The organism is Bacillus canaveralius (genome assembly GCF_002860125.1).
Taxonomy (GTDB): Bacteria; Bacillota; Bacilli; order Bacillales; family Cytobacillaceae; genus Bacillus_BJ; species Bacillus_BJ canaveralius.
Genome location: NZ_PGVA01000016.1, coordinates 1 through 12,509, shown reverse-complemented (window position 1 = coordinate 12,509; position 12,509 = coordinate 1). Strand labels below are relative to the sequence as shown.

General features: G+C 42.9%; 12 protein-coding genes and 1 riboswitch. Of the genes, 2 read left to right on the top strand and 10 right to left on the bottom strand.

Annotation, left to right across the window (positions count from 1 at the left end; translation table 11 throughout):
* Positions 1–13: 13 nt before the first annotated feature.
* From CU635_RS08345 to thiW, 9 genes are all read right to left on the bottom strand, one after another.
* Positions 14–1,231: an MFS transporter gene (locus tag CU635_RS08345; RefSeq protein ID WP_101576805.1), complete on the bottom strand. Its 1,218-nt coding sequence runs from the start codon at positions 1,229–1,231 to the stop codon at positions 14–16.
* Positions 1,232–1,469: 238 nt separating this feature from the next.
* Positions 1,470–4,478: an ATP-binding protein gene (locus tag CU635_RS08340; protein WP_101576802.1), complete on the bottom strand. Its 3,009-nt coding sequence runs from the start codon at positions 4,476–4,478 to the stop codon at positions 1,470–1,472.
* 24 nt (positions 4,479–4,502) lie between these two features.
* On the bottom strand, positions 4,503–5,720 hold the full coding sequence (locus CU635_RS08335) for a metallophosphoesterase family protein (protein WP_101576800.1): 1,218 nt from the start codon (positions 5,718–5,720) through the stop codon (positions 4,503–4,505).
* Between the two features lie 199 nt (positions 5,721–5,919).
* Positions 5,920–6,123: a hypothetical protein gene (locus CU635_RS08330; protein WP_101576797.1), complete on the bottom strand. Its 204-nt coding sequence runs from the start codon at positions 6,121–6,123 to the stop codon at positions 5,920–5,922.
* Complete coding sequence (gene thiC, locus CU635_RS08325) at positions 6,101–7,864, bottom strand: phosphomethylpyrimidine synthase ThiC (protein ID WP_101576795.1); 1,764 nt, start codon at positions 7,862–7,864, stop codon at positions 6,101–6,103. The genes CU635_RS08330 and thiC overlap by 23 nt, the downstream gene beginning before the upstream one ends.
* A 21-nt stretch (positions 7,865–7,885) precedes the next feature.
* The gene (gene thiE / locus CU635_RS08320) at positions 7,886–8,515 is read right to left on the bottom strand and encodes a thiamine phosphate synthase (RefSeq protein WP_101576792.1); all 630 of its coding nucleotides are present in this window, start codon (positions 8,513–8,515) and stop codon (positions 7,886–7,888) included.
* On the bottom strand, positions 8,508–9,314 hold the full coding sequence (gene thiM / locus CU635_RS08315; protein ID WP_101576790.1) for a hydroxyethylthiazole kinase: 807 nt from the start codon (positions 9,312–9,314) through the stop codon (positions 8,508–8,510). The genes thiE and thiM overlap by 8 nt, the downstream gene beginning before the upstream one ends.
* Positions 9,315–9,316: 2 nt before the next feature.
* Entirely contained in the window at positions 9,317–10,129 is an 813-nt protein-coding gene (thiD, locus tag CU635_RS08310) for a bifunctional hydroxymethylpyrimidine kinase/phosphomethylpyrimidine kinase (protein ID WP_101576788.1), read from the bottom strand.
* Positions 10,098–10,619 carry an energy coupling factor transporter S component ThiW gene (gene thiW / locus CU635_RS08305; protein WP_101576786.1) on the bottom strand — a complete coding sequence of 174 codons (522 nt, stop codon included), beginning with the start codon at positions 10,617–10,619 and terminating at the stop codon, positions 10,098–10,100. The genes thiD and thiW overlap by 32 nt, the downstream gene beginning before the upstream one ends.
* Before the next feature lie 119 nt (positions 10,620–10,738).
* Positions 10,739–10,853, bottom strand: a riboswitch (TPP riboswitch).
* A 271-nt stretch (positions 10,854–11,124) separates the two neighbouring features.
* On the opposite strand from thiW, the gene CU635_RS08300 reads away from it, so the two are divergent.
* Positions 11,125–11,307, top strand: coding sequence for a hypothetical protein (locus tag CU635_RS08300; RefSeq protein WP_245917379.1), 183 nt, complete (start codon positions 11,125–11,127; stop codon positions 11,305–11,307).
* Positions 11,308–11,662: 355 nt separating this feature from the next.
* On the opposite strand, the gene CU635_RS08295 is transcribed toward CU635_RS08300, so the two are convergent.
* The gene (locus CU635_RS08295) at positions 11,663–12,034 is read right to left on the bottom strand and encodes a hypothetical protein (protein ID WP_101576782.1); all 372 of its coding nucleotides are present in this window, start codon (positions 12,032–12,034) and stop codon (positions 11,663–11,665) included.
* Between the two features lie 264 nt (positions 12,035–12,298).
* On the opposite strand from CU635_RS08295, the gene CU635_RS23275 reads away from it, so the two are divergent.
* Complete coding sequence (locus CU635_RS23275) at positions 12,299–12,454, top strand: hypothetical protein (RefSeq protein WP_180956535.1); 156 nt, start codon at positions 12,299–12,301, stop codon at positions 12,452–12,454.
* Positions 12,455–12,509 lie beyond the last annotated feature (55 nt).

The window sequence follows — 12,509 nt, the reverse complement described above, 5'->3', positions numbered from 1 at the left end:
ATCGCAAAATAACTTACTGGCTCTCTAAACCAGCCCTTTTTTGCTTTTTTGCAATCCAAATTTTAGTGGCAACAAGGCCAAAAATCATGACAAATGCACCGAAAAGATAAGGGATATGAATATTCCATTCATAAAGTGTGCCCGCCAAAATTGGCCCTGCTACATTCCCAAGGCTTAAAAACGAGTTATTTAAACCCATGATCATTCCCTGGCGATTGCCGGCAAGTTTCGAAATAAATGAGTTTAAAGAAGGTCGCAGCGTTGAGTTCCCTATAAAAAAGATCGACGTAGTGATCAGCACCCACATGAAGTTTGTCGCAAGTGTCATGATCACAAAACCGACGGCACTTAGTAAAAGGGAACTCGTCAAGATCCGTTCCTCGCCAAACTTGCTTACTAATTTGCCGACAACACCACCCTGGATAACTGTTCCAACAATCCCGGTTATCAGGATAATCAAGCCGACTTGCTGTGGACTGTAGGAATAACGCTCCATTGTGTAATAGCCAAAAATTGCTTGGAAGTTGGCAAGCCCGAAGCTCATGATGAATACAAGAATTAATAGAAAACCAACCGGACTGAACAACGCTTTTTTCATTAAGAAAAGTTGCCCTTCTGATCGGCTGTCCACCGCCTCGGCCGTCCGTTTTTCCTGCGGGTAGGATTCAGGAAGAATGAGCAGCGAAACAACTCCGGCAATAGTTGCGGCTATACCAGCAAAAATGAATGGATAGGATAAGTCAAATTCAGCAAGCCAGCCGCCTATCCCCGGGCCAATGACGATCCCAAAAGCCATTGCAGCACCAAGCATTCCCATCCCCTGTCCACGCTTTTCAGGCGGTGTAACATCCGAAACGTAGGCCATGGCCGTAGGCATGAGCGCAGAACCAAACGTGCCAGCTAAAATTCTTGATAAAAAAAGCATCCATAGTCCATTTGCGAATGCAAAAATAAACTCGGCAATTGCAAAGCCAAACAAGCCCACGGTAATTAACGGCTTTCTGCCGATTTTATCGGAAAGCCGGCCCCAAATCGGGGCAAACAGGAACTGCATAAACGAAAAAACAGCGACAAGTAACCCCATAATTTGAGCATTGGCATCAAATAGTTCAACATAAAACGGAAGAATCGGGATGACAAGTCCGATTCCAACCATAATGATAAATAAATTAAAGCTTAATAAGGCTAGAGGCCCTCTGCTTCTTTTTTGGATCTGCTGTTGATCTTCCATAAATTTTTCCTTTCAATAGCTTGAATGAGCACTAGCTAAATAGTTGGCCATTCTGCCAACTTGACTTTTTTAAGTGAAGAAACTTTTAATAAATTTCTTATGCAATATTGTATTTTCACTATTTCCTATCTTATCACTTATACACTGTCTTAACAGACTTTAATCTTGTATCAGACCATTTTTTATTAAAGGATTTCCAAACGCGATCAACAGTTTTAACAAAGCAGGGGCTCCACTGTTATTGCTGCCAGACATGAACCCGGTCCTCTTCCCGCAGTTGTATGACCTGTTTAGCCTCAAAACTTGGCAGGAGGTGCTGGTGGCAAGTGAAAAAAAGAATTTGATTTCCTTCAACTCGCTGCAAAAGTTCCAAAATCTTTCTGGTCCTTTTATGATCAAAATTTACAAAGCTGTCATCAATCAGGATCGGGAAATGAAGTTTTTCGTATAAGACTGTTGCCAGTGCAAGTCTTAGCGATACATAAACTTGTTCGGCTGTCGCCTGACTGAGTTCATTCGCTTCAAATAAAATGCCATCAGAGCGTTCGACCAAGAACCCCTGAGCATGCTGCTGAGGAACAATCCTAATATAGTTTCTTTCTGTTAAAAAGTCTAAAAATTCCTCAGCGTGTTTGAGCACTTTTGGCAGTTTGTCATTTTTGAAATGGTTCGCTGTTTTTGCAAGTAAATCCTTTGCGATCGTATACTTTGCCCATTTTTTTGCCTCTTCGTTCAGCTCGGCTTTCTGAAGCGCGAATGTATGGAGAAGGTTTGCATATGATTCTCCTTCTTCAAGCTGGTTAATCTCGTGCCTTACATCTGCAAGCTGGCTTTGGAGAGCTGCAAATTCTTTTTCAGTTTCACCAAGTCGCATCGTTTGTTTGGCCATCTCTTCATCGCTATCTTCTATTAATAAAAACGCAGCTATTTCTTCCGCCGTGATCGTCGTTATTTTTAATTGCCTGGAAAGACTGTCTAATTCGTCTGAGAGCTTCTCTTTCCTTTCTGAATCATGGGCAAGCTTTCGGAATTCTTCTGTTGTAGCCGCCCGTGCCAAGTTTAGCAATTTAGCTTGTTCATCTTTAGTAGCGGTTAATTCAGTCTCCAGTTCCTTGAGTTCTTCAGTTAATTCGGTTAGCTTAGCCTGTTTTTCGTCGTATTGAATCCTTTTTTCAAGCTCTGCTTTTACTTTGTTGCGCAGCAACAAGGCAGTTTCCTGAATCGATAGATGACTATTTTTTAAAAACTTGTCATTTAAAGTTTTAATCTGGGTTTCTATTTTTTCAAGGGAGCTTGAAGCAGTTCGATATTGTTCGATTAAATATTGCCTATCCCGATATGCTATTTTCAGCTTTTCAATCAACTGGAACGCGTCATTTAAATAATTTAAGACTATATGGTCCGGCAGCAGCAAATCTTGCCCGATCTTGATAAGCAATGCCTTATGGTTGATTGCATCCTGTTCCCACTGCTCAAAAGCAGAAATAATCCGTTCGTATTGCCCATTTTGCTCATCCCATTTTATATGAAGCAAATGATGCTTTTCTCTCAGCTGCATTTCCTTTTCAAGTTTTCCTGCTAAAAATGGCTGTTCACCCTTCGCAAACTCGGCAAGCTTGTCTTTTAATATCTTTTCCTTTTCGCGCAGTTGTTCGATTTCAGCTCGAAGATCCTCGGTTCTATACGAAACCGTACTTTTACGGAATGAAATCAACACAAATAATGCTCCGATGGCCCCGACAGCGGTTAGCAGCCATTGGCTGCTCCATATCCCTACTACAATTAAAGCAGCAAACAATGCGACAAACGCTGCCCTTTGCGTCGTGAACAGCTTTTTCTCTTTGGCCGCCCTGCCCACTTCTTGTTTGTAGGCATTCTGCCGGGATGCCAGACGTTCTTGCAGATCAACGAGCCCAGCCTGAAGATCCTCCTGTTTGTCCGATTGGGCAACCCGTTTTTTAAGCTCCTCCACTTCATCGTCTGGGAGGAGTTGCGCTTTGATGCTTTTAAGTTGCTGCTCCAGGCTTTCAAGCCTGGCCTTTTCTTCATTAAACCTTCGGTCAAGATCATCCTTTTTTACTTTCAGGCGCGCTTGTGTCGAGTGGGCATCACTGATCTTTTCTTTCATAAATATACTTGTGTCGAGCATTAACAAGTCTTCTTCTTTAACTGTGAAATGGAGTTTTTCCCTTAAAGCTTTGACTTCATGCTCCAATTTCTCCAACTTTAACTTGTATTGATTTTGCTCCTGCCTTAATTGTTCATATAAGGGTAAACTTTCTGAAGCATTCACGATTGCAGATTCACTGTTCAATAGATCTGTACAAACGGACAAATCCTCGAGCAGCGAAGCCGTTGCTGAAATTCGTGCAGTTAAACTATTCTTGCGGCTTTCATATTCCTGGGCTTTATTTTCAAGATGCTCGAGCCGTTCCGCTCCGTCCACCGGAAACTGGAGATTTTCGTACTGTTTTAATTCCTCCCTGATAACCGCCTGCTCTTTTACAACAGGATAAAGCTTTTTCCATTCCTCAAGCTTATTTATCTGTTTTTGTAAGCGTGCATTTTCTTTGCTGAGATCGGTGATCCTGCTTTCGATCGTTTCTTTTTCATTAATCAAATCCGAGTATCTGCCATTTTGCTGTTCAGCTTTAAGAAGTTCGCTATGAAGATCGCGAAGCTTTAGCAGCTTTTCATTAATAATTGGCTTTTTGCCATTTGGCTTAAAAAGCAGCTCCATTTCCTTTTGCAGGCTGTTTTCTGCAATGAGCAGCTTGTCCGAGCCTACAGCGCCCGCAGAGAACAAAAATCTGCCCAGGTCTTCACTCTTAATGGAATGAACATTTTGCAGGCGATGAAGATTGAACGAAAAGATCGATTGATATAAATATTTATCGATATGGGAAAGCAAATCCTGAAGAAGTTCTTCCCCTCCATATGTACCATCCTCAAGCATTACCGAGACATCTCCGGCTGCTTTGCCTTTCACCCGCTCAATTACGGCTTTGCCCCGGCCTGAAAACACGACTGTCAGCTGTCCGCCATATTTGGCAGAGTTTTTCGGCTCATAGCGTAGTTCGGTTTGCTGTTTAGTGGGAAAGCCAAATAGAATACTATGTATGAACGACATGATTGTCGATTTCCCCGCCTCATTTCCCCCATAAAAAACCTGGAAGTCCTGCAAATCGGTAATTCTTGTATTCTCCAGCTTACCGTAGCCGTAAATATTGATTTCAAGTATTTTCATAACAATAAACCAACCTCCTTTCCGTTATTGATACAACAATCGGATCAGCAATTGTTCAGATTCCTTTATAAGCGCTGATTGCTCACTTTTTGTTAAACGTTCAAGGTATTTCCTTGCGGCAGGATGGCTGTATAACGAAGACAGAGTTCCTTCAGCATCATCATACTTGTCAATAATATTAAACAATTCACTGTAAAAATCAGCTTCGCTTTTCAATCGATCCCTGTCCCAATCGATTCTTTCTTCTATTTGAATGGATGCTGTCCAGACGAATGACTCTTCATCCCGCTCTTGCTCCTGTAAAACCTCAAGCAGCTCCTCAGCAAGGACATTCGTTTGCGTTTCGAACGAGACGTTTTTTAAAGTGATCTGCAAAATAGTCGCCAGTCCTTCATGACGATGGTCTTCAAGGACCATGCTGCAAAGTTTGCATAAATCCCCAAACGTTGCCGCTTCTGAACGAGCCATATCCAATTCAGCTTTTTCCCAGATCACATCGGAAGCAGGAATAAATTCAAGTTTTGTTTCTGTACCGGCTAATGAAACAAAGTAACAGCCTTTCATGCCTGTTTCCTTCTTGTGGCGGCCTTGAATATTTCCGGGGTAAACGACCGCCGGCATCTCTGACAGCACCGTCCGTTTATGGATGTGACCCAATGCCCAGTAATCAAATTCCTTTTCGATCAGCTCTCGTAAATGAAACGGTGCATAGTTGCCGTGATCACTGTTTCCTTCATGATTGCCGTGCAGGATACCGATATGAAAGTCCGCACCAGTTTTTTTCACATAATCATTAATCCTGCGTTCAAGCACATGTTTTTTTACATAGCTGAAACCATATAAATGCACGCTGGTACCTTCACTAGTGTTATACGTTAATACTTCTACATTATCTCTGAAAATATGGACATTCGCCGGCATATTAAGCTCGACCCATGAGCCGCCTAAATGATCATGATTGCCATGAATCAAATAAACCTGGATATCGTGCTTGAAAAGCCTGTCCATCTCTTTCCTGAAACGGGTCTGGGCCCGAATGCTCCGGTCCTCGCCGTCAAATATGTCTCCGGAAATAATCAAAAAATCGACTTGGCGATTGATCGCCTCATCCGTTATTTTTCGAAAAGCCCGGAATGTGCTCTCCTGCAGCCTGTCAAATATCGCTTCCGGAAGATGCTTTAATCCGGACATAGGGCTGTCTAAATGAAGATCGGCCGCATGAATAAAGGTGATCTTTTTCATCAATAATTCCTCGCATCCGCTTTTTCTTCATTTTAACATTTTCAAAAAGCGAATGCACGTTCTTATAGAGGGTTTTTTTCACGGAGTGGGCTGGTCGAGGATCAATGGCCTGCAATCTCCCAACAGTAGTTCTACTGCTGCAACAAGTTACCATTTTACATCAAAAAACCCCACCAAATCATCAGCGGGGTTAAAAGACTTAATAATAACAGACTTCGACCTTGCAGCATTTCGTACATTTCCGGTAGCCTTCAGCTTCAACAAAAACATGGGTACAATTTTGCTGAATCGTGAAAATACATTTTTCAAGCTCGATAATGTTATTTTTAAGCTGTGCAATTTCCTTTCTTAAATCAGGGACAGTATCTGCGCCATGAGGATTAGCGATAAAGGGAAGATCCATGCTCGACAAACTCCTTTGCCTTTTCCTTCATTCCTTGTTCAACAACATCCTCTTCGAACTCACCTTTATTTGTCCCCCGTTTTCGAATGTCGTGGGAAATTCTCATCGAGCAGAACTTTGGTCCGCACATCGAACAAAAGTGGGCTGTTTTGGCACCTTCTGCGGGAAGCGTTTCATCATGGTATTCCCGGGCCCGCTCCGGATCTAGCGATAAGTTAAACTGATCATTCCAGCGGAATTCAAACCTTGCCTTTGACAGAGCATTGTCACGGATTTGTGCTCCCGGATGCCCCTTAGCGAGATCGGCTGCGTGGGCGGCAATTTTATAAGCAATGACCCCCTCACGCACATCATTTTTATTTGGAAGACCGAGGTGCTCTTTAGGAGTGACATAGCAGAGCATGGCTGTACCGAACCACCCAATCATTGCCGCGCCGATTGCCGAAGTAATATGGTCATAGCCTGGGGCAATATCGGTTGTTAACGGTCCAAGCGTATAAAATGGTGCCTCCTGGCAGATTTCAAGCTGCTTATCCATATTCTCCTTGATTAAATGCATTGGCACATGTCCGGGACCTTCAATCATCACCTGCACATCATGCTTCCAGGCGATTTTCGTGAGCTCCCCTAACGTTTCAAGTTCGGCAAATTGAGCTTCATCGTTGGCATCGGCAATCGAGCCCGGCCGGAGTCCGTCCCCAAGCGACACCGAAATATCATAGGCTTTGAGAATTTCACAAATTTCCTCGAAGTTGGTATACAAAAAGTTTTCTTCATGGTGGGCCAGGCACCATTGCGCTAAAATCGACCCACCTCTTGAAACTATCCCGGTTGTCCGCTTCGCCGTCATCGGAATGTAGCGCAGCAGCACCCCGGCATGAATCGTAAAATAATCAACGCCCTGCTCGGCCTGCTCAATTAATGTATCACGGTAAACTTCCCAGCTGAGATCCTCGGCGATGCCGTTCACTTTCTCCAGCGCCTGGTAGATCGGGACGGTGCCGACCGGAACAGGAGAATTGCGGATAATCCATTCCCGGGTTGCATGAATATTTTTCCCGGTGGACAAGTCCATAATTGTATCCGCGCCCCATCTAGTCGCCCATGTCATTTTTTCGACTTCCTCGTCAATCGAGGAGGAAACAGCGGAATTGCCAATATTCGCATTAATTTTCACATGAAAATTCCGCCCGATAATCATCGGCTCACTTTCGGGATGATTAATGTTAGCCGGGATAATCGCCCGGCCACGCGCTACTTCATCTCTGACAAACTCCGGCTCCAAACCTTCACGGATCGCGATATACTCCATTTCCGGGGTGACAATTCCCTTTTTTGCATAATGCATTTGCGTAACTGCCCGGCCCTGCTTTGCTTTCAACGGTTTGGCAGCGATATTGGGGAAAGTGTCGATCTTTAGAGCCTGATCTTCCCGATTATAGCCGTTGTCTTCCGGCCTGACAGACCTTCCAGTGTATGCCTCTACATCCCCGCGTGCAAGGATCCATCCCCTTCTATGTGCGGGCAGCCCCTGATTAATATCAATCTTGTAATCCGGGTCCGTGTATAACCCGCTCGTGTCATAAACCCGTACCGGGCTATTTTCCTCTTTTTCTGAAAAACCTTCCGTCGGCTGCTGGGATATTTCCCGCATCGGCACTTTGATGTCCTCGCGAGAACCTTGTACATAAACCTTCTTGCTTCCCGGGAATGAAGTGTGCAGTTCAATTGAATTGTTCATCTTGTTTTTCCTCCTCAAATTTTATTGATTAAACCTTCTCTTCAAAAGCTTTACCTGTTCAGACCGGTTGGCAGAACGATGAATCGCAGAAATTACGGCAACCCCCGCCAACCCTTTCCCTGCCAGCTGATCGATGTTTTCCAAATTAATCCCGCCAATCGCTACGGCTGGAAGAGAGACCGATTCAATAATTTGTTCCAATGCACCCTCTGTGAGTAATTCCGCATCGGTTTTTGAGGAAGTCGCAAAAACGGCACCGATACCAAGATAATCTGCTCCCTCTCTTTCCGCTTCAAGGGCCTGCTCAACATTTTTTACAGACACTCCCAGAATCATTTCTTTGGGGATGAAGGAACGGACGGCATCGGCCGGAATGTCTTCCTGACCAAGATGGATTCCCGCCGCGCCTACCGCCAATGCAACATCGATTCTATCATTGATCACTAATGGAACCTGGTATTTTTCAAGCATCAGTTTCAGCTGCTCCGCTTTCGCAAAAAAATCTTTTCCGGATGTATTTTTCTCCCTCAGCTGGACGAGCGTCACACCGCCTTTGACCGCCTCTTCAACATAGCCGACAAGCTCTTCTGCCGGGAGGCCGTCTGTTGTCACCAAGTATAGGTTCAGTAAGTCAGCAATTCTTCTACTCATTTAATCTCACTTCCTCTTTCCAGACATCCCCGTCGATTAATGATATTTCATCCCAGAGCCTTGTTTTAAAAGTACCAAGACCCTCACCAGAAGCGAGTCTTCTTGCGGCCCGTTCCCCGCAAATGCCCATCGTCGAAATGCCGGCAACCGCTGCTAAAAAAAGATTGTCGCCAGAGCCTGCAAAGCATCCTATCAAAGACGCTGTTGTGCAGCCCGTTCCGGTAATCTTTGTCAGGAGCAGGTCACCGTTCGCGATGCAGCATGTTTTTTCCCCGTCCGAAATGTAGTCTGTTTCGCCACTCACGACGACAATTGTGTTAAATCGCAATGCTGCTTTTTTCGCTGTATTGAAAGCCGATTCCGAAACCTCACCGGCATCAACACCTTTAGTGCTCGCAGTTATTCCTGCCAGACTGGCAATCTCACTATGATTGCCGCGAATAATTGCGAATTGAACCTCGTTTAGCAATAGCGCTGCTTTTTCATTTCGGTAATTCGTTGCGCCAACCCCGACCGGATCGAAAATAACCGGAATTCCGAGTTCATTGGCTCGCTTCCCGGCATTTACAATCGCCGAGAATGAACTGCTGTTTAAAGTCCCGAAATTGATGACGAGTGCATTCGCATGAGCAACCATTTCGGCCGTTTCTTCCGGGCTGTCAGCCATGACCGGTGAACCGCCGATCGCCAGCGTAACATTGGCACAGTCGTTGATCGTAACGGCATTCGTAATATGGTGGACGAGAGGCTGTTTTTCTTTTAGCTTCAGAAAAAGCTTGCCAATTTCGTCTTTAAGCATGGCTATTCCTCCTTCAACGCAACACAGTTTTGTTCATACAAAGCGTAAAAATGGTTGGTTGGCCCATTTCCGTGGCCAATGTTTAAGCTATGTTTAATTGCGCCGGTGATATATTCTTTCGCATTTTTTACTGCTTCAACAATCGGCCAGCCTTTTGCGAGATTGGCCGCAATCGCAGAAGACAGCGTACAGCCGGTTCCATGCGTGTTCTTCGTGTCAATTCTCTGTTCACTAAAAATATGAAACTCATTGCCGTCGAACAAAATATCAATAGGATCCCCGGACAGATGGCCCCCTTTTAACAGGACCATTTCCGGCCCCAGCTTCTTTAATTCAAGGCAGGCGTCTTTCATTTCCTCCACGCTCTGAATTTTTTGTTGGAGCAGAACCTCTGCTTCCGGTAAGTTAGGAGTAATGACCTTTGCGATCGGGATGATCTGTTCTTTTAATGCATCAGCAGCTTCGCGCTGAAGCAAATGGTGTCCGCTTTTGGAGACCATAACCGGATCGACAATGATATTGGTTGCTTTCACACTGGTCAGCGCATCGGCAACAGCCGTAATAATGGTTGAGGTTGACAGCATGCCGATTTTCACAGCATCAACCGCAATGTCTTCATAGACCGCCTCTATTTGATCTTTGATAATCCCCTCAGGAATATTCGCAATTGAGCGAACTCCTGTTGTATTCTGTGCTGTTACCGCGGTAATCACCGACATTCCATAAACACGATGGGCCGCAAACGTTTTCAAGTCTGCCTGGATACCGGCTCCGCCGCTCGAATCAGAACCTGCTATTGTGAGTGCTGTTTTCATGTAAATCCCTCCCAAAAGGTACCTTTTTCAAAAACACATTGACAATAACCAATCCGATTGCAGCTCCAGCCAGGGAACTAAATACAAATGCCGGGATGAAGCCGAACAAAGCTGCATCCTGGCCAAGCAGGAGAACTGCAATCGGATAGCAGGCGACGGCGCCGATTATGCCTGTCCCGACGACTTCTCCTGCAAAAGCCATGTATGTTTTCTTTGTTTTCATAAACAACCAGCTGGCCAAACAAGCGCCGATCATGCTGCCTGGAAAAGCAAACACCGACCCGGTCCCGAGCATGTTTCTGAGCAGGGAAACGGTAAATGCCTGCATGACGGCATAGTATGGCCCGAGCAGCACCGCGGACAGCAAGTTAATGAAGTGCTGCATCGGAAAAACCTTGGCGAACCCGATCGGGATAAAAAATGCATGGCTTGTTAGCGTGCCCACTGCAACAAGCAGTGCGGTTAAGGTGAGCTTTCTTGTTTTCCCCATAAAAAATCCCTCCAGTTTTAATAGGCACTGGGGGGATGGAATGGCAAACCGAAATTTTTGGCGTCCAATTTGCGGAGAATGCAAAAAGCAGACTCCAGCAATAGAGTCTGCGTATGTACGGTTTCGACAATACACTTCCCTACGCTGGTATTAACCAGATCAGGTATAAGGGTCAAAGACATAAACGGGTCTTAATCTCAGCCGGCCACGAATCCGGCACCCCCAGTGATAAACATATAATATTTTCATAGCTACTATATCATAAGTTTTTCCTTTTGCAAACCGCCTTAAATTGTCGAATGGCTTTTAAACTATTAGATAAAGCCTGTTTTCTAAAATATTGTGGTTTTTAAATATTAAATCAAAAGGTTATGGGATTTTATGTTAATATATAGATAAAAGGTTTGTTCAATTAACGGGCAGTTTACTTTAATAAGTGAAACTTTAATTTTTCTAATTCGTACATACGGCAAGAAGATTGATTTAAATTATGGAGGTGTTAAATGTGTCTAAAGAAGTTACTTTTATCTTAGTTATAGTATCTATGGCTATATGGGTTACGGTGTCTAAAGAGGCTGTAAAACCTTCAAAAGAAATAAACTGGTGGAAAATGATAACATTACTGTCTGCTGGTTCTTTATCTGCATTAGTTATAACCATTACGCTTTTTCAAAGCCTGTCATTATAGTTCCGTTAACGGGGGCTTTAATGGCATAAGACAATAAAAGCATTCCGAAAAACAGTTTCGTTAAAGCGAAACTGTTTTTTATGTATAAAGGGGTAGAGTCAGGAAAATGCGGATTTACAACGTTAAGAAAATCTAAAATAAAAAGCCTAATTTCTCGTTGTTGTAAGTGAGAAATTAGGCTTTAGTTACTTCATTAAAGCGCTTCGATTGTCGAATATAGTTTTTTAATAAAGTTATATCATAATCATTTCAATTTCTTCTACTACCATTTTTGTATTTCCTACTGAGCCTTTAATAGTAACTTAACGGGGATAAATTAGTCAGAAAGAATCATATTCCGTTTAGTTATGATTTCTTAATTATTTGTTTCTGGAGCATGACAGACATTGTATTTCTTATTCCATATGACACATGAAGCTTTCAATTCTTGTTCTCCTTTTCTAAATAAAAATCCTGAACCTTCTTGAGTCTCAAAAGTCCATCCCTTGTTTTCCATCTCTTTGATAAAATTCTTTTGGCCTTCCCCTTTATTGAACAGGGTTAAATACCATTCTTTATCTTCTGCGTTACCTACTAGTACAATATCTGTTTCAGATTGCCTTAGTTTGTCTATTGCATCAGAATCATTGATTTCATTTGCTGGAAAATCTGGAGTTTTATTCATAATCATAATAATCACGATAACAACCACTAACATTAAAAGCGAAATAATTAGTATTTTTCTCATAATTTTTGCTCCTCGTATAGTAAAAATTTTATTTTTTTAGAAAACACGACTTTTTTCCCTATTTATTCCTTTTGTAAATTGGTATGATCTTCTTGAAATTATAATCCAAGAAAAGGAAGTGTACTATGAAAAAAATTTATTTAAATCTTTTACCTCAGTATTATTAGCTTCACTAGTTATTTCTTCTGGTTTTACAGCAAATGCAGCATCAAGTGAAGGCGAAATACTTAAAAATTTTTCAATAATTTAAGGAGGGAATTAAAGATGGCAAAAAAATTTAAATTTATTTTTCCATTATTAGCTTTTATCTTAATGCTCGGTGCCTCAACTGGGTATGCTTCTTCAGAAGAAAATAAAAATAGTAAAAAATATGATATGGAAATTGTAGATGTTAAAACAGAAAAATACACAACTGTATGAGTAAAATGTTTGTAGGAGAATTATTTCCCTTCTCATCCAGATAATGGCGTAGCCG